The organism is Microbacterium neungamense, assembly GCF_024971095.1.
Classification (GTDB): domain Bacteria; phylum Actinomycetota; class Actinomycetes; order Actinomycetales; family Microbacteriaceae; genus Microbacterium; species Microbacterium neungamense.
The window spans coordinates 2,339,561-2,365,494 of sequence record NZ_CP069717.1 but is presented as its reverse complement, the minus strand read 5'-3'; the positions used below and the strand labels follow the sequence as shown (position 1 = coordinate 2,365,494).

24 protein-coding genes, 1 pseudogene and 1 riboswitch are annotated in these 25,934 nt (G+C 71.5%); of the genes and pseudogenes, 13 read left to right on the top strand and 12 right to left on the bottom strand.

What is annotated here, in order from left to right:
* Positions 1–77: 77 nt before the first annotated feature.
* Positions 78–1,148, top strand: coding sequence for an enoyl-CoA hydratase/isomerase family protein (locus tag JSY13_RS11545; protein ID WP_259606801.1), 1,071 nt, complete (start codon positions 78–80; stop codon positions 1,146–1,148).
* A 198-nt stretch (positions 1,149–1,346) separates the two neighbouring features.
* Here the strand turns inward: JSY13_RS11545 and JSY13_RS11540 are convergent, their stop codons facing one another.
* Entirely contained in the window at positions 1,347–2,576 is a 1,230-nt protein-coding gene (locus JSY13_RS11540; protein WP_259606800.1) for a glycosyltransferase family 4 protein, read from the bottom strand.
* Between the two features lie 205 nt (positions 2,577–2,781).
* Between JSY13_RS11540 and JSY13_RS11535 the strand changes: the two genes are divergently transcribed.
* Together JSY13_RS11535 and JSY13_RS11530 are read left to right on the top strand one after the other, a co-directional pair.
* Positions 2,782–4,509, top strand: a complete 1,728-nt coding sequence (locus JSY13_RS11535) for an ABC transporter ATP-binding protein (protein ID WP_259606799.1) — start codon at positions 2,782–2,784, stop codon at positions 4,507–4,509.
* The gene (locus tag JSY13_RS11530) at positions 4,506–6,593 is read left to right on the top strand and encodes an ABC transporter ATP-binding protein (protein ID WP_259606798.1); all 2,088 of its coding nucleotides are present in this window, start codon (positions 4,506–4,508) and stop codon (positions 6,591–6,593) included. The genes JSY13_RS11535 and JSY13_RS11530 overlap by 4 nt, the downstream gene beginning before the upstream one ends.
* Before the next feature lie 10 nt (positions 6,594–6,603).
* Here JSY13_RS11530 and JSY13_RS11525 read toward each other — a convergent pair whose 3' ends face one another.
* Positions 6,604–8,094, bottom strand: coding sequence for a D-alanyl-D-alanine carboxypeptidase (locus tag JSY13_RS11525; protein WP_259606797.1), 1,491 nt, complete (start codon positions 8,092–8,094; stop codon positions 6,604–6,606).
* A gap of 32 nt (positions 8,095–8,126) precedes the next feature.
* Positions 8,127–8,236: riboswitch (TPP riboswitch) on the top strand.
* Between JSY13_RS11525 and JSY13_RS11520 the strand changes: the two genes are divergently transcribed.
* The 4 genes from JSY13_RS11520 (at position 8,229) to JSY13_RS11505 (ending at position 12,600) form a co-directional block, all read left to right on the top strand.
* The gene (locus JSY13_RS11520; protein WP_259606796.1) at positions 8,229–8,861 is read left to right on the top strand and encodes an ECF transporter S component; all 633 of its coding nucleotides are present in this window, start codon (positions 8,229–8,231) and stop codon (positions 8,859–8,861) included. Its footprint overlaps the riboswitch before it by 8 nt.
* 2 nt (positions 8,862–8,863) lie before the next feature.
* Positions 8,864–10,402 (top strand): ABC transporter ATP-binding protein, encoded by a 1,539-nt coding sequence (locus JSY13_RS11515; protein ID WP_259606795.1) that lies wholly within the window; start codon positions 8,864–8,866, stop codon positions 10,400–10,402.
* Positions 10,399–11,205: an energy-coupling factor transporter transmembrane component T family protein gene (locus JSY13_RS11510; RefSeq protein WP_259606794.1), complete on the top strand. Its 807-nt coding sequence runs from the start codon at positions 10,399–10,401 to the stop codon at positions 11,203–11,205. The genes JSY13_RS11515 and JSY13_RS11510 overlap by 4 nt, the downstream gene beginning before the upstream one ends.
* 75 nt (positions 11,206–11,280) lie before the next feature.
* Positions 11,281–12,600: an HNH endonuclease signature motif containing protein gene (locus tag JSY13_RS11505; RefSeq protein ID WP_259606793.1), complete on the top strand. Its 1,320-nt coding sequence runs from the start codon at positions 11,281–11,283 to the stop codon at positions 12,598–12,600.
* Positions 12,601–12,637: 37 nt separating this feature from the next.
* Here JSY13_RS11505 and JSY13_RS11500 read toward each other — a convergent pair whose 3' ends face one another.
* Positions 12,638–13,015, bottom strand: coding sequence for a DUF488 domain-containing protein (locus JSY13_RS11500; protein ID WP_259606792.1), 378 nt, complete (start codon positions 13,013–13,015; stop codon positions 12,638–12,640).
* Positions 13,016–13,123: 108 nt separating this feature from the next.
* On the opposite strand from JSY13_RS11500, the gene JSY13_RS11495 reads away from it, so the two are divergent.
* The gene (locus JSY13_RS11495) at positions 13,124–13,885 is read left to right on the top strand and encodes an SDR family NAD(P)-dependent oxidoreductase (protein ID WP_259606791.1); all 762 of its coding nucleotides are present in this window, start codon (positions 13,124–13,126) and stop codon (positions 13,883–13,885) included.
* A gap of 101 nt (positions 13,886–13,986) precedes the next feature.
* Positions 13,987–14,817: an SDR family oxidoreductase gene (locus tag JSY13_RS11490; protein ID WP_259606790.1), complete on the top strand. Its 831-nt coding sequence runs from the start codon at positions 13,987–13,989 to the stop codon at positions 14,815–14,817.
* Between the two features lie 34 nt (positions 14,818–14,851).
* Here the strand turns inward: JSY13_RS11490 and JSY13_RS11485 are convergent.
* From JSY13_RS11485 to JSY13_RS11475, 3 genes and pseudogenes are all read right to left on the bottom strand, one after another.
* Positions 14,852–15,579, bottom strand: a pseudogene (locus tag JSY13_RS11485) (sulfite exporter TauE/SafE family protein).
* A gap of 7 nt (positions 15,580–15,586) precedes the next feature.
* Positions 15,587–15,913, bottom strand: a complete 327-nt coding sequence (locus tag JSY13_RS11480; protein ID WP_259606789.1) for an ankyrin repeat domain-containing protein — start codon at positions 15,911–15,913, stop codon at positions 15,587–15,589.
* A gap of 203 nt (positions 15,914–16,116) precedes the next feature.
* The gene (locus JSY13_RS11475) at positions 16,117–16,755 is read right to left on the bottom strand and encodes a bifunctional 4-hydroxy-2-oxoglutarate aldolase/2-dehydro-3-deoxy-phosphogluconate aldolase (protein WP_259606788.1); all 639 of its coding nucleotides are present in this window, start codon (positions 16,753–16,755) and stop codon (positions 16,117–16,119) included.
* Between the two features lie 115 nt (positions 16,756–16,870).
* On the opposite strand from JSY13_RS11475, the gene rlmN reads away from it, so the two are divergent.
* Complete coding sequence (rlmN, locus tag JSY13_RS11470; protein ID WP_259606787.1) at positions 16,871–18,166, top strand: dual-specificity RNA methyltransferase RlmN; 1,296 nt, start codon at positions 16,871–16,873, stop codon at positions 18,164–18,166.
* Between the two features lie 4 nt (positions 18,167–18,170).
* On the opposite strand, the gene JSY13_RS11465 is transcribed toward rlmN, so the two are convergent.
* Positions 18,171–18,677, bottom strand: a complete 507-nt coding sequence (locus JSY13_RS11465; protein WP_259606786.1) for a SixA phosphatase family protein — start codon at positions 18,675–18,677, stop codon at positions 18,171–18,173.
* A gap of 135 nt (positions 18,678–18,812) precedes the next feature.
* On the opposite strand from JSY13_RS11465, the gene JSY13_RS11460 reads away from it, so the two are divergent.
* Together JSY13_RS11460 and JSY13_RS11455 are read left to right on the top strand one after the other, a co-directional pair.
* Positions 18,813–20,282: a DUF4407 domain-containing protein gene (locus JSY13_RS11460; protein ID WP_259606785.1), complete on the top strand. Its 1,470-nt coding sequence runs from the start codon at positions 18,813–18,815 to the stop codon at positions 20,280–20,282.
* A 9-nt stretch (positions 20,283–20,291) separates the two neighbouring features.
* A complete protein-coding gene (locus tag JSY13_RS11455) occupies positions 20,292–21,305 on the top strand; it encodes an aldo/keto reductase family protein (protein WP_259606784.1) in 1,014 nt (337 codons plus the stop codon).
* 100 nt (positions 21,306–21,405) lie between these two features.
* Here the strand turns inward: JSY13_RS11455 and JSY13_RS11450 are convergent, their stop codons facing one another.
* The 5 genes from JSY13_RS11450 to JSY13_RS11430 form a co-directional block, all read right to left on the bottom strand.
* Positions 21,406–21,912 carry a glycine cleavage system transcriptional repressor gene (locus tag JSY13_RS11450; protein ID WP_259606783.1) on the bottom strand — a complete coding sequence of 169 codons (507 nt, stop codon included), beginning with the start codon at positions 21,910–21,912 and terminating at the stop codon, positions 21,406–21,408.
* A 66-nt stretch (positions 21,913–21,978) separates the two neighbouring features.
* Positions 21,979–22,845: a PLP-dependent cysteine synthase family protein gene (locus tag JSY13_RS11445; protein WP_432806412.1), complete on the bottom strand. Its 867-nt coding sequence runs from the start codon at positions 22,843–22,845 to the stop codon at positions 21,979–21,981.
* Positions 22,846–23,001: 156 nt separating this feature from the next.
* Entirely contained in the window at positions 23,002–23,769 is a 768-nt protein-coding gene (locus JSY13_RS11440) for a GntR family transcriptional regulator (protein WP_259606782.1), read from the bottom strand.
* Positions 23,769–24,173: a D-ribose pyranase gene (gene rbsD / locus JSY13_RS11435; RefSeq protein ID WP_259606781.1), complete on the bottom strand. Its 405-nt coding sequence runs from the start codon at positions 24,171–24,173 to the stop codon at positions 23,769–23,771. Before rbsD ends, JSY13_RS11440 begins: the two co-directional genes overlap by 1 nt.
* A gap of 58 nt (positions 24,174–24,231) precedes the next feature.
* Positions 24,232–25,182 (bottom strand): ribokinase, encoded by a 951-nt coding sequence (locus JSY13_RS11430; protein WP_259606780.1) that lies wholly within the window; start codon positions 25,180–25,182, stop codon positions 24,232–24,234.
* Positions 25,183–25,272: 90 nt separating this feature from the next.
* Between JSY13_RS11430 and JSY13_RS11425 the strand changes: the two genes are divergently transcribed.
* On the top strand, positions 25,273–25,929 hold the full coding sequence (locus tag JSY13_RS11425; protein ID WP_259606779.1) for a transaldolase family protein: 657 nt from the start codon (positions 25,273–25,275) through the stop codon (positions 25,927–25,929).
* The last annotated feature ends 5 nt before the right edge of the window (positions 25,930–25,934 follow it).

Here is a 25,934-nt window from a genome sequence, read left to right as displayed (position 1 = left end):
TCCTCCTATCTTTGCGGAAATCCCACGGTTTCGCCCATTTCCGGCCGGTCGCACGCCCCCGGAGTACCCTGGCGGACGTGACCGACTCCGCCGAACCCACCGTCCTCGTCCGCACCGAGCACTCGCTCGGCCGGATCACGCTGAACCGCCCACGCGCGATCAACGCCCTCGACCCGGAGATGATCGAACGGATCACGACCGCGCTCCAGGACTGGCGCGACGACAGCGACATCCAGTGCGTGCTGATCGACGGCGAGGGCGAGCGGGGCCTGTGCGCCGGGGGCGACGTGCGCGCCCTCTACGACCAGATCGTCGGCGGGCGGACAGAGCTCACGGAGGCGTTCTTCCGCGCCGAGTACGCGATGAACGCGATGATCGCCGAGTACCCGAAGCCGGTCGTCGCCTTCGCCGACGGGATCACCATGGGCGGCGGCATCGGGCTTGCCGGCCACGCCGCGGTGCGCATCGTCACCGAGCGCTCGCGGCTGGCGATGCCGGAGACGCGCATCGGATTCACGCCCGACGTCGGCGGCACCTGGCTGCTCGGCCGCGCCCCTGGCCGCCTCGGCGAGTACCTGGGGCTCACCGGCACGTCGATGAACGCCGCGGATGCCATCTACGCCGGCTTCGCGGACCACTACGTCCCCTCGGACCGCCTCGACGCGCTGCGCGACGCGCTCGCGCACCGTGCGGACCCGGGCACGCCGAACGAGCTGGTGCTGCTGTTCGACGAGACGCCGGAGCCCTCATCGCTGATCGCCGCCCGCAGCTGGGTGGACGACGCGTTCGCCGCCGACAGCGTCGCAGAGATCCTCGACCGCCTCGACGCGCGGGAGGAGCCGGATGCCGCCGCCGCGGCGGCGACACTGCGCGAGCTCGCCCCCACCGGTCTCGCGGTCACCCTCGACGCCGTGCGCGAGGCGCGGGCGATGAGCGGGGTGCGCGAGGCGCTGGAGGGCGAGTACCGGCGCGTGATCTGGTTCGTCCACCATCATCCGGACCTCGTCGAGGGCATCCGCGCGCAGCTGGTCGACAAGGACCGGCAGCCGAAGTGGCAGCCCGCGTCCATCGCCGAGCTCGCCCCGGACGCCGGGGCCCCGGCCCGCGAGTACGTCCCCGAGCCGGCGCTGTTCTCCGCCGTGCGCTGAGCCCGGCGGCCCGTTCGCGTCGGCCGGTTCGCATCGCCGCGGGGAGATTCGCGCAGCTCGGAGAGGTGTGGCGGATGCCGGATTCTCCCGGCGGCCCATGAGCCGGGTGACTGCCACGCCGCCGGGAGGTTCTCGCACCGCAGGAGGGCGCCGGGGATGCGGGATCTTCCCGCCGGTGGGGGTGCGGATGCCCCGCGCTCAGTTCCCGGGACGCTCCGCGACCGACGCGGCGATCTCCAGAAGCCTCGCGACGTGGGCATCCGGCTGCCGCTCCCGCGCGTACGCGAGGGCGGCGGCGCGCGGCGCGTCGAGCAGTGAGCGGTCGGCCTCGAGCAGCAGGATCTCGTCGGCGAGAGCCCGGGCATCCGTTCCCGGCGTGCCGATCGCGGCGTCGCCGAACTCCGTCGCGAGCACGGGGTCGCTGACGATCACGGGCCGGCCGTGCGAGAAGGCCTCCAGCGCCACCATCGGCTGATTGTCGAAGCCGAGCGAGGTGATCAGGGCGGCATCCGCAGCGGTCATCAGCTCGCTCACGCGCTCGGGCGGAACCGGCCCGTGGAAGGTGACCCCGGGCGCCGGGCGGCGCGTGCCCCCGGCGACGTCGAGGTGCACGCGCCCGGGGCCGAGCTCGTCGTGCAGGAGTCGCATCGCGTCCAGCGCCACGTCGATGCGCTTCTCCGGTGCGAACCGGGCCACCCACAGCAGGCGCAGCGGGCCCTCGCCCGGCGCGGGGCCGACGGAGCGCAGCGGCTGCGAGACGTTCGAGAACGCCTCGACCCGGCCCGCCCCGGCCGCGCGCAGCGCCTCGGCCTGGTGGCGAGACGGCGACAGCACGACATCCGCGCGCTCCGCCACCCGCAGCGTCATCGTGCGCAGGGCGTTGTTCAGCGGATGACTGCCGGTGAAGCGTCCGCCCTCGCCGATCCCGGTGAGCGCCCGGTGCACGCGGGTGACGAGCGGAGCGAAGGGGGCGAGGAATCCGGGGGCGCGCCAGAAGAAGGTGTGCACCGTGTGCAGCACCGGGATGCCCAGCCTCCGACCCACCGCGATCGCGGCGGCGGCGAGGGCGAACTCCGAATGCACGACGATCACGGTGACGCGGTGCCGCCGGGCGGTTGCCGCCAGCAGCGGCTCGACGTCGCGCGCGCGGCCCAGCAGCGGCAGGTCGAGCACGGGGATCGTCCCGCGACGCGGCGGCGACACCGTGACGATCCTCGACTCCGGATGCGGGGCGGGGGTCGCCGGCTCCTGCGCGGCCTCGTCGGAGACGATCGCGTCGGCATCCGGCGCCACGACCACCACCGGATGCCCCTCGCCGGCCAGCGCCTGGGCCTGCCGGATGAAGGCGGTCTGCGCCCCGCCGAGGTACTTCAGCGAGTAGTCGCAGACCAGCATCACGGCCGCCGCGGCCGCTTCGTCCTCGTGCATCCGTTCCCCTCGCCGTGACCTCCTGCGAGTCTATGCGGGGACGCGGCGAGTTGTTCGATCCAGTCCAGAAAATGGGCGCTGACCGGGGAAGGTTTCGTTGTCAGCGAAGGTCATCCTTCAGGGGGATACGGATGTCGGAGGTTCGTGGCACGCTGTCTGATGGCCCACCGTCGGCCCTGATTCCATCCCAAAAGGAAGTCCGCCTGTGCTGGGAAAACTCCTCGTCCGATATCTCTCGAAATACCGATGGCTGCTGCTCGGCGTCCTGGTGTTCCAGTTCGCCAGCGCGATGGCCTCGCTGTACCTGCCCCGGCTGAACGCCGACATCATCGACAACGGCGTGGCGCGCGCCGACACCGGCTACATCTGGTCGCACGGCCTGCTGATGCTCGCCATCTCGCTCGGCCAGATCATCGCCTCGGTGATCGCGACCTTCTTCGCGGCCCGGGCGGCGATGGCCGCCGGCCGTGACATCCGCGCGGACGTGTTCCAGCGCGTCAGCGGATTCTCCGAGCGAGAGGTGTCGCAGTTCGGCGCCGGCTCGCTGATCACCCGCAACACGAACGACGTGCAGCAGGTGCAGATGCTCGCGATGATGGGCGCGACGATGTTCGTCACGGCCCCGCTCCTCGCGATCGGCGGCATCATCATGGCGGTGCAGACGAACGTCGGCCTGAGCTGGCTGATCGCCGTCTCGGTGCCCGCGCTGCTCATCGTCGCCGGCATCATCATCGGCCGCATGGTGCCGCTCTTCCGCAGCTACCAGGGCAAGCTCGACGCGGTCAACCGCATCATGCGCGAGCAGCTCACCGGCGTGCGGGTCGTCCGCGCCTTCGTGCGCGAGCGCATCGAGGAGGAGCGGTTCCGCGGGGCGAACACCGACATCATGATCGTCGGGCGCAACGTCGGCTCGTTGTTCGTGCTGCTGTTCCCGCTGTTCATGCTGATCCTGAACGTCACGGTCGTCGCGGTGATCTGGTTCGGCGGCATCGAGGTCGACGCCGGCAGCGTCGAGGTCGGCACCCTGTTCGCCTTCATGCAGTACATCGGCCAGATCATGATGGGCGTCATCATGTCCAGCTTCATGGCCATGATGATCCCGCGCGCGGCGGTGTCCGCGGAGCGCGTGGGCGAGGTCCTCGACTCCGAGTCGAGCATGGTGCGCCCGGTCGACGGCGTGGAGGAGTTCCCCGCGCCGGGGAGCGTCGCCTTCACCGACGTCGAGTTCACCTACCCGGGTGCCGAGGCGCCGGTGCTGTCGGGCATCACCTTCCGCGCCGAACCGGGCGAGACCGTGGCGATCATCGGCTCGACCGGCTCGGGCAAGACCACGCTGGTGTCGCTCATCCCGCGCCTGTTCGACGTCACCGGCGGTTCGGTGGCGGTCGGCGGCGTGGACGTGCGCCGGGCCGACGTCGACGCCCTGTGGCGGAGCATCGGCCTCGTGCCGCAGCGCCCCTTCCTGTTCACCGGCACCGTGGCATCCAACCTCCGCTACGGCCGCGAGGAGGCCACCGACGAGGAGCTGTGGAAGGCGCTCGAGATCGCGCAGGCCCGCGACTTCGTCGAGGCGATGCCGGACGGCCTGAACTCGCGGATCGCGCAGGGCGGCACGAACGTCTCCGGCGGGCAGCGTCAGCGGCTCGCGATCGCGCGTGCGATCGTGCACCGGCCGCAGATCCTCGTCTTCGACGACTCCTTCTCGGCTCTCGACCTCACGACGGATGCCCGGCTGCGCCAGGCCCTCTGGCGTGAGCTGCCCGAGGTCACCAAGATCGTCGTGGCGCAGCGCGTGTCGACGATCACGGATGCCGATCGCATCGTCGTCCTGGAGGACGGCACCATGGTCGGCTCCGGAACCCACGACGAACTGCTCGCGTCGAGCACGACCTACCGCGAGATCGTCGAATCGCAGCTGGGGGTGGACGCATGAACACCGAACTGACTCCGCAGGAGCAGTACGAGGCGGAGCTCGCCGAGAAGGCGCGCCTGGACGGCGGCGGCTGGGACAGCGTCGCACCGGGCAAGGCCGACAACTTCGGCAAGAGCTTCGCCCGGATGATCGGGCTGCTCAAGCCCTCGGCCGTCTGGTTCGTGCTGGTGTCGATCCTCGGCGCCATCGGCGTCGTGCTCGCGGTCGCCGCGCCCAAGGTGCTCGGCGAGGCGACGAACATCGTCTACGAGGGGTTCGTCTCGCACGTCCTCGGCACCGGCTTCGGCGACTTCCCCGGCTTCCCGCAGGGGATGAGCCAGGAGGACGTGGTCGCCGCGCTGCGCCAGGCGGGTCAGGACGACTTCGCCAACATGGTCGCGGCGATGCAGAACTTCTCGGTCGGCACCGGTGTCGACTTCGAGCGGCTGCGGTGGATCATCGTCGCCGTGCTGGCGATCTACGTCGTCTCGGCGCTGCTGAGCTGGATCCAGGGCTACGTGATCAACGTCATCATGGTGCGCACCATGTGGCGCCTGCGTGAGCAGGTCGAGGCGAAGATCAACCGCCTGCCGCTGTCCTACTTCGACAAGGTGCAGCGGGGCGAGCTGATCTCGCGGGTCACGAACGACATCGACAACATCACGCAGACGATGCAGCAGTCGCTGTCGGGAGCGCTGACCTCGGCGCTCACCGTGATCGGCGTGCTGGTGATGATGTTCTCGATCTCCTGGCAGCTGGCGCTGGTCGCCCTGGTGGCACTGCCGCTGATGGGCGTGATCTTCGGCATCATCGGCCCGCGGTCGCAGAAGGCCTTCGGCACCCAGTGGCGCAAGGTCGGACGCCTCAACGCCCGCGTGGAGGAAGCGTTCTCCGGTCACGCCCTGGTGAAGGTGTTCGGTCGCGAGAAGGACGCGCTGGAGAGGTTCCAGGTGGAGAACGAGGAGCTGTTCCAGGCCAGCTTCAAGGCGCAGTTCCTGTCCGGCATCATCATGCCGGCGATGATGTTCGTCGGCAGCCTGACCTACGTCGGCATCGCGGTGCTCGGCGGCCTCATGGTCGCCGGCGGCAACCTGCGGCTCGGCGATGTGCAGGCGTTCATCCAGTACTCGCAGCAGTTCACCCAGCCGCTCAGCGAGCTGGGCGGCATGGCCGCGGTCGTGCAGTCGGGCACCGCCTCGGCGGAGCGCGTGTTCGAGCTGCTCGACCAGGAGGAGCAGGAGCCGGATGCCGAGGACGCGCCCACCGTGGCCGACGGCGAGGGCGTCATCGAGTTCCAGAACGTGGCGTTCTCGTACTCGCCCGACCGCCCGCTGATCCGGGACCTGTCGTTCCGGGTGGAGCCGGGGCAGACCGTCGCGATCGTCGGGCCGACGGGCGCGGGCAAGACCACGCTGGTGAACCTCATCATGCGGTTCTACGAACTGGACTCCGGCCGCATCCTGCTGGACGGACAGGACATCTCCGAGATGAGCCGCGACGATCTGCGCTCGCGCACCGGCATGGTGCTGCAGGACCCGTGGCTGTTCGCCGGGACGATCCGCGACAACATCCGCTACGGCAAGGAGAGCGCGACCGACGAGGAGCTGATGGCCGCGGCCAAGGCGACCTACGTCGACCGGTTCGTGCACTCGCTGCCGGACGGGTACGACACCGTGCTGGACGAGGACGCGTCGAACGTGTCGGCGGGTGAGCGTCAGCTCATCACCATCGCCCGCGCGTTCCTCGCCCGCCCGTCGATCCTCATCCTGGACGAGGCGACCAGCGCCGTCGACACGCGCACCGAGCTGCTGCTGCAGCACGCCATGGCGGCGCTGCGACAGGGCCGCACCTCGTTCGTCATCGCGCACCGCCTGTCCACGATCCGCGACGCCGACCTCATCCTGGTGATGGAGCACGGCGACATCGTCGAGAAGGGCACCCACGACGAGCTGATCGCCCGGCAGGGCGCCTACTGGCGCCTGTACCAGTCGCAGTTCGAGCAGGCCGCGACCGATCTGGACGCCGAGGAGGCGTTGACCGGTTCCGACCCGGTCGTCGTCACCGGCGACGCGGAGGAGGCCGAGCTCGACTCCGAGCGCGCCTGACCTCGCCGGGTCAGCCCTGGTCGAGACCGAACAGCTCGAGGGGGTGCGTCAGCCGCCACCAGATGCTGGGGCCCTCGAGCTCCGCATCCAGCGACACGCTCGTCGACGCCTCGTTCAGCGGCCCTTCCACGGTGAGACGGCCGACCTCGGCGCCGTCGGCTGTCCGGTCACCGAGCTCGAAGGCCGTGGCGGCGGTCGGCGTCGCACCGTTCCAGAGCACGACCTCGGCGTCGGCATCCGTCACGATCTCGACGGCCTCGCCCCACGCGGTCGAGACCCGCCCGACCACGGTGCCGGCAGGCACCGTCGCCTCCTGCTCGGCGAGGCTCTTCTCGACCTCGGCGAGCAGCTGCCGGGTGACCGCGAGCCGGGACTCGTCGTCGGGCTGCCCGAGCACGGCGGCGTACAGCCGCACCGTGGTGCCGTCGACCTCGACGTCTTTCGCGGTGAGCAGGTTCCACCAGGTGAGCGTGCCAGTCTTGATGCCGACGACGGCCGGGTCCTCGAGCATGCCGTTGCCGTTCGTCACGGTGCCGGCGCCGGGGATCTCGGCGGTCCTGGTGCCGACGATCTCGGCGAACACCGGGTGGCGCATCGCCACCTCGGCGAGTTCGATCAGGCCCTCCGGCGTCGCCACGTTGCGCTCGTCGAATCCGGACGGGGTGACCAGCGAGACGCCGTCGATGCCGTGCGCTCGCAGCCAGGTCTCGGCCGCGCGGGCGAAGTCGCGGTCCGACCCCCACAGCTCGTCCGACAGCCGGTCGATGTAGTTGTTCGCGGAGCCCAGCAGGATGCCCTGCAGCATCTGGTACTCGGTGAGCGTGCCGTCCACCGGCACGTCCAGGGCCGACTGATCGGACCGGCGGTAGTCCCAGTACTCGACGGAGTCGCCGTAGTCGAAGGAGAACTCCGGACCCTGCTCACCCGGGGCGAGCGGCAGGCGATCGAGCACCATCATCACGGAGGCGACCTTCGTGATGCTCGCGATCTCGGCTGGCTCCGCCGTGGAGGCGACGGTGTCCAGCCCCTCGACCGCCACCGCGGCGCTGCCGGCTTCGGGCCAGGTCACGACGGCCGGCGGTGCCGGCGGCAGTTCGAGCGCCACCGGCGACACGACCGGCGCCACCTCGTGCAACGGCCAGAGCAGGGTCGTGCCGGCGTAGGCTGCACACACCCCCAGCATCACGCCGAGCGGGACCAGCACGCGGGGCCGCAGCCAGTCCGGCCGCAGCCGGGCACCACTGAGCAGGTCCGCGCCTGCGCCCGCAGATGCCCCCGCGTCGAACACCGGCGTCGGAGACGTCTCGGCCACCGCACTCGGGTCGAGCCAGGTCAGTGCGGTCGGCGGGCGCTCGGCATCCGCCCACGCCACCGGGGTCGGCTCGGAGCGAGCGGATGCCGCAGCGGGAGAGGGCTCGGGGGCCGACGTCGGCGTCTCCGCCGCACGCGCGCGCAGATCGCGGCGCAGCGCAGGTCGCGGAGGGCGGTCGTCGGCGGTCACCTGCATACGCTACCGAATCCGGTTATGATCGGGGTCACAACCACGGGAGTCCGGCGAGCCGGGCTGAGAGGAAGCGAACCGCGCTTCGACCGTCGAACCTGATCTGGATCATGCCAGCGCAGGGAGGAGATCTGATGAACGCATCCCCGTCCGCATCCGCGTCCGCGACCACGCCGCGCACGTACACCTGGCGCGTCGTCGACATCGTCGTGGCCAGCGTGCTCGGCGTCGCGATCGGCCTGGTGTTCTGGGTGTGGAACACGATCGGCTACGCCTGGTTCACGGCCGCCGACGGCCTGACCCCCGGCCTCGGCGGCATCGCCGTGGGCATCTGGCTGCTCGGCGGGGTCGTCGGCGGGCTGGTGATCCGCAAGCCCGGCGCCGCACTGCTGGTCGAGCTCGTCGCGGCGATCGTCTCCATGCTGATCGGCAACGTGTGGGGCGTCTCCACCGTGCTCTCCGGCCTCGTCCAGGGGCTCGGCGCGGAGCTGGTCTTCGCCGCGTTCCTCTACCGCCGCTTCGGCCTGCCGGTCGCGATGCTCGCGGGCGTGGGCGCCGCCGTGGCGGCCTGGGTGTTCGAGCTGTTCTACGGCAGCTCCCCGAACATCCTGAAGACCGCGGAGTTCAACGCCATCTACCTGGGCACCCTCGTCGTCTCCGGCGCCGTCCTCGCCGGCGTCGTCGGCTGGCTGCTCGTCCGCGCTCTCGCCGGCACCGGCGCTCTCGGCCGCTTCGCCGCCGGACGCGAACTGCGCCGCGAGGTCTGACCATGCCGGGCCCCGCACGGGTCGTCGCCGACGGCTGGGGGTGGCGGTACGCCGGGCGCCGGCTGCCCGCGGTCCGCGACGTCACGGTCACGATCGAACCCGGCGAGCGGGTGCTGCTCCTCGGCGCGTCCGGAGCGGGCAAGTCCACGCTCCTCGCCGGGATGGCCGGCCTGCTCGGCGACGCCGACGAGGGGGAGCGCACCGGACTGCTGCACATCGACGGCGTGGCGCCCGAGCGGTGCCGGGGCCGGGTCGGCCTCGTCCTGCAGGATCCGGATGCGGGCATCGTGCTGTCCCGCGTCGGGGACGATGTGGCGTTCGGATGCGAGAACCTCGGCGTTCCGGCATCCGACATCCCCTCCCGCGTGCACGAGGCGCTCGACGCGGTCGGGCTCGAAATGCCGCTGCGGCATCCGACCAAGGCGCTGTCGGGCGGGCAGAAGCAGCGCCTGGCGCTCGCCGGCGCGCTGGCCATGCGCCCCGGTCTGCTGCTGCTGGACGAGCCGACCGCCAACCTCGACCCCGACGGCGTACGCGAGATCCGTGCGAGCGTCGAGCGGGTCGTCGCCGAGACCGGCGCGACGCTCGTGGTCGTCGAGCACCGCACCGAGGTGTGGGCCGACCTGATGACCCGGGTCATCGTGCTCGCCGCGGACGGCGGGCTCCTCGCCGACGGCCCGCCGGCGGAGGTGTTCGCCGGCCACGGCGACACGCTCGCGGATGCCGGCGTGTGGGTGCCCCGGCATCCGCTCGTCCTGCCGACACTGCCGCCGGTCGACCCGGCTCCCGCCGTCCTTTCCGCGGCGGGCCTGGCGATCTCCCGCAACGGGCGCACCGCGGTGCACGCGGACCTTCACCCGCGCGTCGCGGACGGCGCGGCGACGGTGATCACGGGGCCGAACGGCGCCGGCAAGTCGACCCTGGCGCTCACCCTGGCCGGGCTCCTGCCGGAGCTGGCCGGCATGGTGACCGCCGCGGAGCGCCTGCGCGGACGCGCCGGGCTGCGCCCGTGGCGCTGGCAGTCGCGCGAGCTGCTGACCAGGATCGGCACGGTGTTCCAGGACCCCGAGCACCAGTTCCTCACCCAGACCGTGCGCGAGGAACTCGCCGTGGGCCCTCGCGCCCTCGGCTGGGACGACGCACGCACGGATGCCGTGGTCGAGGCGCTGCTGGAGCGGCTGCACCTCGACCGCCTCGCCGAGGCGAATCCGTTCACCCTGTCCGGCGGACAGAAGCGGCGGCTGTCGGTGGCGACCGTGCTCGCCGCCGCACCCGAGGTGATGGTGCTTGATGAGCCGACCTTCGGCCAGGACCGCCGTGGCTGGCTGGAGCTGGTCGCGCTGCTGCAGGAGGAGATCGCGCGCGGGCGGTCGATCGTCGCGGTCACGCACGACCAGGATGTGATCCGTCACCTCGGCGGGCACCGCATCCGCCTCGACCTCGCGCAGACCCGAGGCGACGCAGGCCCCGACGGCCGGCGCGGCGCCCGGCCTGGGGCCCGGCGAGGCGCCCGGCCTGGAGCGGGAGAGGAGGCGGCATGACGCACGCCCCCGCCTACGCGCGTCCGGTCACCGCCGATCCGGTCTCGCCGGGATGGCTCGCGGGCGTCAACCCGGTGACCAAGGTGGTGCTCGCGCTGCTGCTCTCGGTGCCGCTGTTCGCGTCGATCGACGTCGTCAGCGGGTTGGTCGCGATCCTGCTGCAGCTGATGCTCGTGCCGCTGACCGGCCTCGGCTACGGCACCGTGCTGCGGCGCCTCGCGCCGATCGCGCTGGTCGCGCCGGTGGCCGGTGTCAGCATGCTGCTGTACGCCGAGCCTGAGGGGCGGGTGTTCTGGAGCTTCGGGTACGCGACCGTCAGCGAGGGGTCGATCCAGCTTGCGATCGCCGTCGGCATCCGCGTCGTCGCGCTCGGCCTGCCGACGATCCTGCTGTTCGGACGCACCGACCCGACCGAGCTCGCGGATGCCCTCGCGCAGGTCGCCCGGCTGCCCAGCCGCTTCGTGCTCGGCGTCCTCGCCGGCACCCGGATGCTGGGCCTGTTCGTCGACGACTGGCGCAGCATGGGTCTGGCCCGTCGCGCCCGCGGCGTCGGGGATCGCGGAGCGCTGCGGCGGTTCTTCTCGATGGCGTTCGTGCTGCTGGTGTTCGCGGTGCGACGCGGCACCAAGCTGGCGATGGCGATGGAGGCGCGCGGCTTCGGCGCCGACGTCCGGCGCACGTGGGCGCGTCCCTCGCGGCTGTCGCGGACGGATGCCGTCGCGCTCGCCGGAGGGGTGCTGATCATGGCGCTGTCCCTCGCGTCGGCGGTGGCCGCGGGGACGTTCCGCTTCATCTGGAGCTGAACCTGCTGCAGGACTTCGTCCAAAGATTCGAATCTGGCTCTTGTGCAACTAGAACACATGTTCTATCATGGGTATATGGACGAGGAGGAGTGGTTCGAAGACGAACCCGAGGAGCCGTCGGTGCCGCGGACAGCGGCGGAGGTGGTCGCGTTCTTGCTGGATGACCTGACCTGCACGGACAACGAGGCGAACCGTAAGGCGTCGCGGCGCGCGGAGCGGATTGTCGAGGCCGTGCGGATGGCGCGTGCGCATCCGGAGGTTTACGTGCCGCACGGTGACCCGGACGCGGCGCGGTATGCGGAGCGGTCGGTGATCCTGGATATCGGTCTGCGGTTGCGGCAGTCCGAGGATCAGATCCGGCATGTGCTCTGGGTGGCCGAGACCGCCATGCTCCGCCTGCCTTTGCTCTGGCATATGGCGCGCGAGGGGTTCGCGTCGATGGCGCAGGTCACGCAGGTCGTGTCCCTGACCGCCCGGATGCGCGCCGGGGACGGGGCGTCGGCGGGCGAACTGGAGGCAGAGGCGGCGGCTTTCGAGGCCGTGGACAGGGCCGCGGCGGAGTGGGCGACGACCTGCGCTCCGGCGGCCTTCCGCCGACAGGTGAAGACCCTGGTGGAACGGCTGGTCGGCCCGGACACCTCCCGCCGACACGCGCAGGCGATGACCAAGCGGCACGTGTTCATCACGGATGACGAGAACGGGATGAGCTGGATCGGTGCATACCTGTCCACCGTCGACGCCCGCGCCGCCTACCGTCGACTCACCGCCACCGCCAAACACACCCAGAAGTCCGAGCGGGACGGCCGCACCCGCGATCAGATCCGCGCGGACCTGTTCGCGGCCTGGCTGAAGGGCGAGGGTACGCCCACAGCGGTGAAGACCTGCATCTACGTCACCATCCCCGCGCAGCTGCTGGCCGGGCAGCCGGTGCCGGCCGAGAGCGCCCGGATCGTCGGCGGCGACACGATCGACCCACTCACCGCGAAGCAGCTCTTCCTGGACGCGAAGGCCTTCCACCGCGTGATCACCGACCCCGTCGCCGGGGTCGTGCTCGATATGGACCGCCGCACCTACCGGCCCACCAAAGCCCAACGCGACTTCCTCATCCTCCAGCACGGCACCTGCGCCCGCGACGGCTGCGAACGCCTCGCCGCCGAAGCCGACATCGACCACGAACACCCCTGGGCCACCGGCGGACGCACCAACATCACCGATCTGCGCCCCCTCTGTCCCCGAGATCACACCCACCGGCACCGAACCAAAGCGACCTACCGATCCCGACCCGACCGCACCGTCCAAGTCACCACCCCCACCGGACACGAAACCCGGCCCCCGCGAGCCCGATTGACCACCGCCGTGGACTGGGCCATCACCGTCCCCGACGCCCCGTTCTGACGCCCGGTACCGTCGCGAACCCGTCCGAGGCGCGCGCTCACCCCTCCACGTCGGTGTTCAACAGTGGACGCAGCGCCTCCTCCAGGACGGCCGCATGGGTGCGCTCGGGGTCGTGCGCGGCGTAGACGAGGGTGACGACCGGATGCCCGCGCAGCTCCGTGGCGAGGTCGTCCAGCGCGCCGGCGCTCTCGTGCGCCAGTTGCTGCCGATACCGGTCTGCGTAGGTCTCCCATTCGGCATCCGCAGCGGCGCGCCAGTCGCGGCGCAGCTCCGGGCTCGGCGCGGTGTCCTTCGCCCACAGATCGATGGCGGCGCGCTCCTTGGAGATGCCGCGCGGCCACAGCCGATCCACCAGCACGCGGAACCCGTCCGACGGGTCGGCCGTGTCGTAGGCTCGCTTTCGACGCAGGTCCATGCCCTCAGTGAACACCTCCTGGGGCATCCGGCCAAGGCTCGGACTCAGAACCACATATGCTGAGACTCAGTCGCATTCGTTCGTCGGTCACGTTCGAAGGAGAACACGATGCAGATCCAGGGACAGGGCGCGCTGGTCACCGGCGGGGCCAGCGGTCTGGGCCTCGCCACGGCGCGCCGCCTCGCGGCATCCGGCGCTCACGTCACGATCGTCGACCTGCCCGGCTCCGCGGGCGAGGAGGTCGCGGCCGAGCTGGGCGGGCACTTCGCCCCGTCCGATGTCACCGACGTCGACCAGATCCGCGCCGCGGTCGAGGCGGCGCAGGCCGCCGCACCCCTGCGCGTCGTCGTGAACTGCGCCGGCATCGCCCCGCCGGCGAAGGTGCTCGACCGGGACGGCAACCCGGCCGACCTGGCCGGCTTCGAACGGATCATCCGGATCAACCTGATCGGCACCTTCAACGTCGTCGCTCAGGCATCCGCCGTCATCGCGCGGAACGAGCCCACCGCGAGCGGCGACCGCGGCGTCATCGTGAACACCGCCAGCGTCGCCGCCTTCGACGGGCAGATCGGGCAGCCGGCGTATGCGGCATCGAAGGGCGGCGTGCACGCGATGACCCTGCCGATCGCCCGCGAGCTGGCGCGCCACGCGATCCGGGTGTGCACCATCGCCCCCGGCATCATGGAGACACCCATGCTCGCCGGCCTCCCCGAGGCCGCGCAGGAGTCGCTCGGCCAGCAGGTGCCGTATCCGGCGAGGCTCGGCCGGCCGGACGAGTACGCCGCGCTCGTCGAGCACATCGTCGCGAACGGCTACCTCAACGGCGAGACCATCCGCCTCGACGGCGCCATCCGCATGGCCCCCAAATGACCACGCATTTCGAATCGCGTGAATGACTGTCATCCGGCCCCGAGCACGGCCAATCAGGCGATTCGAAACGAGTCACGAGCATCCCAAGAGGAGAACAGACGATGTCACTGGCAGGCAAGACGATCCTGATGTCCGGCGGCAGCCGCGGCATCGGGCTGGCGATCGCGCTGCGCGCCGCCGCGGACGGCGCGAACATCGCGATGCTGGCGAAGACCGACACCCCGCATCCGAAGCTGGAGGGCACCGTGCACACCGCCGCGGAGCGCATCCGCGAGGCCGGCGGACAGGCGCTGCCGATCGTCGGCGACGTGCGCAACGACGACGACATCACCGAGGCCGTCCTCAAGACGCAGGGCGAGTTCGGCGGCATCGACATCGTGATCAACAACGCCAGCGTGATCGACCTGTCCGGATCCCTCGACCTGCCCGCCAAGAGGTACGACCTGATGCAGGACGTCAACGTGCGCGGCACGTTCATGCTCTCCCGCGCCGCGATCCCCGTGCTCAAGGAGGCGGCGAACCCGCACATCCTCTCCCTCTCGCCGCCGCTGAACCCGACCCCGCGATGGCTCGGCGCGCACACCGGCTACAGCCTGGCCAAATTCGGCATGACGATGGTCACGCTCGGCATCGCGGCGGAGTTCGCGGATGCCGGGATCGCCGCGAACACGCTGTGGCCGCGCACCACGATCGCCACCGCCGCGGTGCAGAACATCCTCGGCGGCGACCGCGTGATGGCCGCGAGCCGCACGCCGGAGATCTACGCGGATGCCGCGTACGCCGTGCTCACCAAGCCGGCGCGCGAGTTCACCGGGCGGGAACTCATCGTCGAGGACGTGCTCGAAGCCGAGGGCGTCACCGACTTCTCGAAGTACGCCGCGGTGCCCGGGACGCCGGATGAGGCGCTGTTCCCGGACGTGTTCCTGGACTGAGGCACCGGCCGGCGGCCGCCCGCGCAGCCCCGCCTCAGAAGAGCAGCGTCACGGCGCCCAGCACGGTGAGCACGATCACGATCCGGTCGAACAGCCGCTGCGGCATCCGCTTCGCGAGGCGGAGACCGGTCAGCCCGCCCGCGACGACCAGCGGCGCGAGCAGCAGGTCGGTCAGCAGCACCTGAGGGGTGAACAGCCCGAGCCCGGCGAGGAACGGCACCTTCGCGAGGTTCACGATCGCGAAGAACCAGGCCGCGGTCCCGAGGAACACCTGCATCGGCGTGCGCGTGGCGAGGAAGTACATCGACATCACCGGGCCGCCGGCGTTGGCGACCATGGTGGTGAAGCCGGCGACGCCCCGTAGCCGCCGACGGCAAGCGGGCCCGAGGCGGGGGTCGTGCGCCGCCTGCGCCACAGTGTGACGGCGACCATCGCCAGCAGGATCGCGCCGATCATGCGCCGCACCAGCTGGTCGTCGCCGACGGCGAGGAACGCGAATCCCGCGAGCAGGCCCGCCACCACCGCCGGCGCCAGTCGCAGCAGCGTCGGCCAGTGCGCGTGCCGCCGGTAGGCCGTCAGGGCGAACACGTCGCCGACGATGAACAGCAGCAGCATCGCGGCGGTCGAGGTGCGCGCCGGCAGCACGGAGGCGAACAGCACCACCGACACGGTCGCCGCACCGGGGATGGCGCTCTTGGAGAGGCCGGTGATGACGGCGCCGAGCCCGAGCAGCACCCACGCCCACGGCGCGAGTTCGATCACCGTCCGGTCACCGGTCGATCTCCGCCACGATGGCGTCGTAGCCGCGCTGTGACGCCAGGTCGCGCGGCAGCACCCCGTCGCCGTCCGGGATGGTGACGTCCGCGCCGCCGCCGATGAGGGCCCGTACCACGCGCACGTACTTCTCCGACCCGTCGCCCAGCACGATCGCCTCGTGCAGCGCGGTCCAGCCGAGGTTGTTGACGTGGTTCGGGTCGACGCCCGCCTCGAGCAGGATCTCCACGATGCTCAGCAGCCCGCGCTCGGATGCCGGGATGAGCGCGGTGCCGCCGTAGCGGTTCGTGCTGCGCAGATCGGCCCCGTGCTCCAGCGTCATCCGCAGGATCTCGTCGTGTCCGCGCGCCCCGGAGCGCGGCGCGGACGGCAGCAGCGTCTCCGGATGCGGCGGCGGCGAGCAGGTCGCGGGTGGCGTCGGACATGGCGGTCTCCGTCGGGTCGGGGGCGGATGCAGGGGCGCAGCCGGTGAGGGCGAGGGCGAGGGCGATCGCGGCCAGAAGTCTGCGCATGCCTCTGGTCGCGTCAGGCCCGCACGGCGTCCAGCGCCGTGGCGAACCGGGCCGCACGGCGCTCGAGGTCGGCCCAGTCGCCGGCGGCGATGGAGGCCGAGTTCGCGAGGTCCCCGCCGGCGCCGACGGCGAGCGCGCCGGCGGCGAACCACTGCGCGAGGTTGTCGGGGTTCACGCCCCCGGTGGGCATCAGCGGGGCATCCGGGAACGGCCCGCGCAGCGCCGCGAGATAGGACGGTCCGCCGAGCGAGGCGGGGAACACCTTCACCACGTCCACGTCGAGCGCGAGCGCCGACATCACCTCGGTCGGCGTGAGCGCACCTGTCATCACCACGCGCCCGGTGTCGAGCATCGCGCGGGTCAGCTCCGGAAGGGTGCCGGGGCTGACGAGGAACGCGGCACCGGCTTCCGCGGCGTCCTCGGCCTGCGCCGGCGTGGTCACGGTGCCGGCGCCGACGTACGCGGCGTCGCCGTGACGGGCGATGAGCTCGCGGATCACCGCGGGGGCATCCGGGGTCGAGTACGTGACCTCGATCCCGGTCACCCCGCCGCGGATGATCGCCTCGGCGGCGTCCAGGGCGAGCTCGGGGGACGGTGCGCGCAGCACGGCGAGGACACCGGCCTGACGGGCGGGAGCGAGGCGATCGGACATCGGGCTCCTTCATCGACGGGTCGGTGCCCATTCTCCCGGTCCCGGCCTGTCATTACAAGCATGGTGTGGCCTTCGGCCCAGGAGCTTCCCATCCGCCACCGCGTACCCTGGAGGGATGACCGAGACCCCCCGCACGCGCACGACGCGCCCCGCGACAGCGCCCGCGTCCCCGGCGGCGTCGGCGGGGAGCATCCGCACCACCGGCACCCCGCAGGTGCGCCCTGCGACCGAGGGCTGGACGCAGAAGAAGGATGCCGAAGGCCGCCCGCTGCTGCAGTTCGCCAGCCCGAAGCGCGGCAAACCCCCGGTGCACCTCGCCGACCTCACCCCGGCCGAGCGCGTGGAGAAGGTGAAGCAGCTCGGACTGCCCGGCTTCCGCGCCAAGCAGCTCGCCACCCACTACTTCACGCACTACACCTCGGATGCCGCGGCGATGACCGACCTCCCCGCCGCGCAGCGCGACGACCTCGTCGCCGGGATGCTGCCGCCGCTGCTCACCGAGGTGCGCCGGCTGGAGACCGACCGCGGCGACACCATCAAGTTCCTCTGGCGCCTGCACGACGGCGCCCTCGTCGAGTCCGTGCTGATGCGGTACCCGGGGCGCATCACGCTGTGCGTCTCCAGCCAGGCCGGATGCGGCATGAACTGCCCGTTCTGCGCGACCGGCCAGGCCGGTCTCACCCGCAACATGTCCACCGCCGAGATCGTCGAGCAGATCGTGCGCGCCAACGCGCTGATCCGCGCCGGCGGGCTGGGCGACCCGCGCCGTGTGGGTCACGACGGCGAGCGGGTCACCAACATCGTGTTCATGGGCATGGGGGAGCCGCTCGCGAACTACAAGCGGGTGATGGACGCCGTGCGCGTGATGATCGCGCCGCAGCCCGAGGGGCTCGGCATGAGCGCCCGCGGCATCACGGTCTCCACGGTCGGCCTCGTCCCGGCGATCCGCAAGCTCGCCGACGAGGACGTGCCGGTCACGTTCGCCCTGTCACTGCACGCCCCGGACGACGAGCTGCGCGACGAGCTGATCCCGGTGAACTCGCGGTGGAAGGTCGACGAGGCACTGGACGCCGCGCGCGAGTACTTCGAGAAGACCGGCCGCCGGGTCTCGATCGAGTACGCCCTCATCAAGGACATGAACGACCACGCCTGGCGCGCGGATCTGCTCGCCGAGAAGCTGAACGCCCGCGGGCGCGGCTGGGTGCACGTCAATCCGATCCCGCTGAACCCGACGCCGGGGTCGATCTGGACGGCATCCGAGAAGGACGTGCAGGACGAGTTCGTACGCCGTCTCAACGACGCCGGCATCCCCACCACCCTCCGCGACACCCGCGGCAAGGAGATCGATGGGGCGTGCGGCCAGCTCGTGGCGACCACGGAGGACGAGGCGGCGGCCGCCGCCCTGGGCTGAACGCTCAGCCCACGCCGTCGGGCGCGGTCGGCACGTCGTCGGCCGGGGTCCGCACCCGCAGCAGGCGGCCGGAGCCCTCGATGAGCTCGGACCAGGAGCCGACGTCGACCGCGCACTCCGCGACCGCGCAGGTGGGCAGCTGCGTGTCCTCGCCGGTGAGCTCGCCGACGGCGTCGCTCATCCCGGGGTTGTGCCCGACGAGCATGGCGACGACGCTGTCCTCGGGCTGCGTCGCCGCGATCGCCAGGATCGAGCGGGCGGATGCCCCGTACAGCAGCGGCTCCTCGAGGATCGGGATGCCGAACGCGGCCGCGTACTCGTCGGCCGTGCTCCGCGCCCGCACCGCGCTGCTGGAGACGATCCGGTCGAGCGCCACGCCCTCGGCGACGAGCCGCTGCGCCATCGCCGGCGCGTCGCGGCGGCCGCGGGCGTTGAGCGGGCGATCGTGATCGGCGAAGCCCGGCATCCCCCAGTCGGACTTCGCGTGGCGCGCGAGCAGCAGGGTCTTCATGCCTCCAGCCTTGCACTCGCCGCGAGCGCTGGGAAGCTCGGAAGCTGGGAGTGCACGCAGGGTTCGTCCGGGAGTCGCTCAGGCGCGGTTTCCTACCCTCGAAGGATGTCCTATTCCGCGCATCGACCCGGTCGGATGGATTCCCAGGGCCGGATCTCGTTCGACGTCGACGGTCCCGAAGGCTCGGTCACCGACGAGGATCTGGAGTTCCTGCGCCGCTTCGAGCCCTCCGGCGGGTCATCGGACGCTGAGCCCGTCGAAGCGTTCCCCCGCTCTTCGGATGCCGACACCGCGGATGCCGACACCGCGGACGCTGAGCCCGTCGACGCATCCGCCCGCCCGCAGCCGCCCCGGCGCGCACCCCGTCCCGGGCGCGAGCGCCGGCGGCCCCGGACGGCGGCCGAGCGCCTGCGCACGCTCGCCATCCTCGGCGGCGCGGAAGGCCCGATCCTCGACCGCGTCCCCGGCGAGACGCCGCGCTTCGTGCAGATGTTCTTCGTGCTGCTCGGCACCGCGCTGATCTCCGCGATCTCGATGCTGTTCGCGCTCACCACCGGCGTGCAGATCGCGGCGTGGTTCGCCGTGCCGCTCGCGCTGATCTGGGCCGCGATCATCTTCAACCTGGACCGGTTCCTCACCTCCACGATGACCTCCACCCGGAACATCTGGAAGCTGCTCGGACTGGCCCTGCCGCGCGTCGCGATGGCCGCGCTGATCGGCTTCCTCGTCGCGGAGCCGCTCGTACTGCAAGTGTTCCACAACGACATCGCCCGCGAGGTGGCGTCCACCAATATCGTGCAGGCGCAGGCCGATCAGGACGCCCTCGAGAACGGCCCCGAGAAGAAGGCCCTCGATGCGGCATCCGAACGCGTCGCCGCCCTCGAGAACCAGGCCGCGACGGGCATCGTCGCCGGCACCGAGTCGGGCTCGGCGACCACGTCCGCCGCGCAGGCCACCGTCGACGACCTCACCGCGAAGATGGCCGAGCAGCAGGCGGTCATCGACCAGGCCCGCGCGCTGTACCAGTGCGAGCTCACCGGTGAGGGTGCCGGCACGGTGCCCGGCTGCACCGGCGTGAACGGCGAGGGATCGAGCGCGGATGCCGCCGAGGCGCAGCTCGCCCAGGCGCAGCAGACCTACGACGCGCTCGCGGCGCAGCTGCGCACGGCCAACGAGGAGCTGGCCGCGGCGGAGGAGGCCGCGCGTACCGAGACCAGCAGCTCGGAGTCGGCGAACCGTCAGCAGGCGCGCGACCAGCTGCCCGCGGCCCGGGAGACCTACGAGCGCGCGCTCGCCGCGTACAACGAGCGGGCGGATGCCGTGGCGCAGGGCAACGCCGGCGCCGTCGGCCTGCTCAGCCAGATCACCGGGCTCAACCGCCTCGGCGAGAAGGAGCCGACCATCTTCTGGGCGCACTGGCTGATCGCCGCGCTGTTCTTCCTGATCGAGCTGCTGCCCGTGCTCGTGAAGGTGCTCACCAGCTACGGCGAGCCCAGTCTGTACGAGCGCACCCTCGCGATCCGCAAACAGGTCGAGCTCGACCGGGTCACCGCAGAGGGCTTCCGCGACCGCGCCGCCATCGTGACGAACGGCGAAACCCCGTAGCGTGGAGCCATGGCCGCGTATCGGCATCTCGGAAACAGCGGATTCAAGATCTCGGAGATCACCTACGGCAACTGGGTGACGCACGGCTCGCAGGTCGAGGACGACACCGCCATCCGGACGGTGCACGCCGCCCTGGACGCCGGCATCACCACCTTCGACACCGCCGACACATACGCGAACACGCGCGCCGAGGTGGTGCTCGGGAAGGCGCTCGAGGGACAGCGCCGGGAGAGCCTGGAGATCTTCACCAAGGTGTACTTCCCGGTCGGGCCGAAGGGACCGAACGACACCGGGCTGAGCCGCAAGCACATCATGGAGTCGATCAACGGCTCACTGCGCCGGCTCGGCACCGACTACGTCGACCTGTACCAGGCGCACCGGTACGACTACGAGACGCCGCTCGAGGAGACCATGCAGGCGTTCGCGGACGTGGTGCGGCAGGGCAAGGCGCTGTACATCGGGGTCTCGGAGTGGACCGCCGAGCAGCTGCGCGAGGGGCATGCGCTGGCGAGGGAGCTCGGCGTGCAGCTGATCTCCAATCAGCCGCAGTATTCGATGCTGCACCGCGTCATCGAGGGGAAGGTGATCCCGGCATCCGAGGCGCTCGGCATCTCGCAGATCGTCTGGTCGCCGATGGCGCAGGGCGTGCTCAGCGGCAAGTACCTGCCCGGGCAGCCGCTGCCGGAGGGGTCGCGGGCCACCGACACGCACTCGGGAGGCCAGTTCATCAAGCGCCTGCTGCGCGACGACATCCTCGAGGCCGTGCAGCGGCTGAAGCCGATCGCCGCCGAGGCCGGGCTGAGCATGCCGCAGCTCGCGATCGCGTGGGTGCTGCAGAACCCGAACGTCGCGTCCGCCCTGGTCGGAGCGTCGCGCCCCGAGCAGCTGGCCGACACGGTGAAGGCGTCGGGAGTGACGTTGGACGCCGGCGTGATGTCGGCCATCGACCACGCCCTCGAGGGGGTCGTGAACGCAGATCCTGAGGACACCTACTCGGTGTCCCCGCGCGAGCGCCTGGTCTGATACGCCCCGGTTTGGGGCGGATTTTCACGTTCGGGGCGGTCGTATGCCGCCCCGAACGTCGAGATCCGCCCCAAACCCAGGAGAGGACAGCGGGGGGCGATCAGTCCAGGGTGATGTCGACCTGGATCTCGTGCGCGATGCGCTCCAGGTCCGCGCGCAGCGCGTCGAGGTCGGCGGATGCCGGCGCGGTCGCGGTGACGGTCGACTCGAACAGCCGACCGCCGGCCATTGCGGCATCCCTCGTCTCCGTCGTCATGCTCTCGATGCTGAGCGCGTGATCGCTGAGCACGCTCGACACCTCGCGCACGATGCCGGGCCGGTCCTGGCCGAGCACCGAGAGGGTGATGCGATCGGATGCCTCGGGGTGCTCCTCCGACCCGGTGCGGACGTCGATCGTGAGCAGCCCCTGCAGCTCGCGCAGCGCGGTCTGCAGCTCCGCTGCCCGGTCCTCGGCCACCGAGACCTCGATGACACCGGCGAACACCCCGGCGAGCTCGGACAGCTGGCTGTTCTCCCAGTTGCCGCCGTGCGCTTCGACGACATCGGCGACGGCGGAGACGAGTCCGGGGCGATCCGCTCCCGCGACGGTGAGGATGAGCGTGGTCATGCGTTCAGCGTACGCGAGGGCGTTTCGTCTCGCCTTCGGCTCGCTCAACGACCGGGGTGCGCTCGGTCACCAGGCGCCGCCGGCGAGGAAGCGCTCCATCCGCTCGCGGTGCGGGGCGAGGGCCCAGCCCTGCGCGGCGACCCACTCGTCGGAGTAGTAGGTGTGCGCGTAGCGGACGCCGCTGTCGCAGATCAGGGTCACGACGCTGCCCTGCTGGCCGGCCTCCCGCATCCGTCCGATGATCTCGAACGCGCCGCACAGGTTCGTCCCGGTGGATCCGCCCGCCCAGTGCAGGGTGCGCTCGCGCAGCAGCCGGATGGCGGCGATCGACGCGGCATCCGGCACCGGGATCATCTCGTCGATCACGCCGGGCACGAACGACGGCTCCACGCGCGGCCGCCCGATGCCCTCGATCCGGCTCGGGGTGCCGGTCGTGTGCGCCGGGTTCCGGTCGCGCCAGCCGCCGTAGAACGCCGAGCCCTCCGGGTCGACCACGGCGATCCGGGTGTCGTACCGCCGGTAGCGCACGTAGCGTCCGAATGTCGCGCTCGTGCCGCCGGTGCCCGCGCCCATGACGATCCAGGACGGGATCGGATGCCGCTCGCGCGCCAGCTGGCTGAACACGCTCTCGGCGATGTTGTTGTTGCCCCGCCAGTCGGTGGCGCGCTCGGCGTACGTGAACTGGTCGAGGTAGTGCCCGCGGCATCCGGCGGCGAGCCGCTCGGCCTCCGCCGACATCTCGGAGGCGTGCTCGACGAAATGACAGCGCCCGCCGTAGAACTCGATGAGCTCGACCTTCTCGCGGCTGGTCGAGCGGGGGACCACGGTGATGAACTCCAGCCCCAGCATCCGTGCGAAGTACGCCTCGGAGACCGCCGTCGACCCGCTGGAGGATTCCACCAGCGTGGTGCCCTCGTCGATCAGGCCGTTCACCAGCCCGTACAGGATCAGCGAGCGGGCAGATGCGTGTCGACGCTGCGGTTGGCGTCGGCCTCCAGCATCCGGATCGCGCCGTTGACCCATTCGCTCATGGCTTTGAGCGTAGCCGGGCCGCGGGAGGGGCACGCAGCCGGACGCGGGCGGGCCCGCTCAGATCCGGGTGAGCGCGGCCTGCGACTGCTCGCGGTTCAGCTGGAACTCGAACCGCGACCGGTCGCCGCGGTGGTGGGCGAGGAAGAACTCGATCACCCGGTCGCGGTCGTCGCGGCTCACGCTGCGCAGCCGCAGCAGCGCGGATCCGGCGCTCACCCCGAGGTGCTGCGCCTGCTCGTGCGTCGCGACCGTCGCCTCGGCCGAGCGGACGCCATGCGTGGCGTGGATGCCGTGCTCGCCGAGCAGCCGGTACAGCGAGGATTCGCGCAGGTCCGCGCCGAGGGTGAGCGCGCCCACCTCCTCGGGCATCCAGGTCGTGGACAGCGACCACGGCTCACCGTCCACGTACCGCAGCCGCTCCAGCACCACGACCGGAGCGCCGATCGGCACCTCCAGGGCGGCCGCCACCTCGGCATCCGCCACCGTGCGCTCGTGCCGGAGGACCTCGCTGTGCACGTGCCCGCCGCGGCGCTCGACCTCGTCGTAGAGGCCCTCGAGGGTGTGCACGAGCGACTCGCTGGTACGGGGCCGGGCGACGAAGGTGCCCTTGCCCTTCACCCGCTCCACCAGCCCCTCGTGCTCGAGCTGCGCGAGGGCCTGACGCACCACCGTGCGCGAGATGCCGTACTGCTCGCACAGCCGGTGCTCGCCGGGCAGGGCGTCTCCGGGCTGCAGCTCGCCGCTGTGGATCCGGTCCACGATGAGCCGGCGCAGCTGGTCGTACATCGGCGCCGCCGAACGGCGGTCGATCGCGTCGGTCGCCATCAGTACGCCACACCCGCGTGCAGGATGACGTTGGCGTACGGCGTGAACTCGCCGGAGCGCACGAAGGCGCGGGCCGCGTGCGTGCGCTGCTTGAACTCGACGTGCGGCACCATCTCGATCTCGAAGCCCATGCCGGCGAACCGCTCGCGCAGGGCGTCCAGCACCTCGGGGCTGCGCTCGGCGACCTCCTCCGACACGGTCGCACCCTCGACGACGAGCTCGGCCAGCACGGTGTCGAGCACGTCCAGGAAGGCCGGCGCGCCCGGCCGGTAGGCGAGGTCGATGCGCTCCGCGCCGGGCGGGATCGGCAGGCCCGCATCCGTCACCACGATGAGGTCGGTGTGCCCGGTCTCGCTGATCACCCGGGAGAGCGCCGGGTTGATGGTCGTCGGTGTCTTGCGCATTCGTCCCCCTCCTGTGTGTCGCCGTCGTTCGTCTCGCGGTGCCGATGCCCGGGAGCGGTCAGACCGCGGCGCGCTGCGCGGCCAGCAGCGCGTCCACCTCGTCCCGCCGCGGCAGGCTCGGCGAGGCGCCCTGGCGGGTCACCGCGATCGCGCCAGCCGCGGTGGCCAGCCGTGTCGCCGCCGCGAGGTCGAGCCCCTCCGCGAGGGCGGCGCCGAGGTATCCGGCGTACGCGTCGCCGGCGGCCGTGGTGTCCACGGCGTCGACCGGAATCGGGTCGATGAACGTGGTGCCCTCCGGTGTGACCACGGCGGAGCCGCGCTCCGCGAGCGTGATCACCGCGGCGCCGACGCCCTGCTCCAGGAACCAGCGGCCCGCGCGCTCGGCCGACGCGGGGTCGGCGACCTCGATGCCGCTCAGCAGTGAGGCCTCGGTCTCGTTCGGCGTGACGATGTCGATGGTGCGCCAGACGTCGGCGTCCAGGGGTGCGGCGGGGGCCGGGTCGAGCACCACGGTCATGCCGTGTTCGCGGGCGCGGGTGGTGATGTGACGGGTGAGGGATGCCGGGGTCTCCAGCTGCGTCAGCAGCACGGACGTCGTCGGGGCGAGGGCCGCGAGCGCCTCGTCGACCTGCTCGGCGCTGAGCGCCGCGTTGGCGAGGGGCACCATCACGATGTCGTTCTGCGCGGACGCGTCCACGCGGATGTGCGCGATGCCGGTGGGACCGGGGACGGTGCGCAGATGTGCGAGGTCGACGCCCGCGGCGCTCAGCCCGTCGACGACGAGGTCGTGGAACAGGTCGTCGCCTACGCATCCGACGAAGCTCGTGCGTGCACCGGCGAGACCGGCGGCGACGGCCTGGTTGGCGCCCTTTCCGCCGAGCACCAGGGTGAACTGGTCGCCGAGGATCGTCTCGCCCCGGGCGGGCAGGCGCTGCGAGAAGGTGGTCACATCCGCGGTGACGCTGCCGACGATGACCACGCCGGGGCGTGCGGATGCGGTGGTGGACATGGGGCTCCTCGATCGCCTTTGACTTCAGCGGGATGCTGTCATTACATTAGCCGCAACCAACCTGTAACGACAGGTGTGAGAGGAGTCGCGATGACCGCCCCGCGCCTGTACGTGGACAGCGCCGACACCGCCCGGGTCGGCACGCTGCTGGACGCGCGCGTCGTGCACGGCGTGACCACGAACCCGACGATCCTCGAGCGCAGCGGCCGCACCGCGGCGGACATCCCCGACCTGTACGCGGAATGGGTGCGCCGGGGCGCCCGGGAGGTGTTCTTCCAGACCTGGGGCGGCGACGCGCGGGCGTTTCTGCGCAACGCGCAGGGCATCCTCGAGCTCGGCGACCGGGTGGCGGTCAAGGTGCCGGCCACGGCGGACGGGTTCGCCGCGGCATCCGCCCTCGTGCGCGACGGGGCCACCGTGCTCGTCACCGCGGTGTACTCGGTCGGCCAGGCGCTCGCGTGCGCGAGCATGGGCGTGCGCTACATCGCCCCCTACCTCGGCCGGCTGCGCGACGCCGGGATGGACGGCGACGCGCTGATCGCACGGATGCAGGCGGTGTGCGCGGACAGCGACACGGACGTGCTCGCGGCGAGCCTGCGCACCCCCGACGACATCGTCGGCCTGCGCGAGGCCGGGGTGCCGTACTTCACGGCCGGGCCCGACGTGATCGAGCAGCTCCTCTTCCACGAGGTGAGCGACAGCTCGGCGGCGGAGTTCGAGGCCGCCATGCGGCGGCTCGGGGGCTGAGGCCG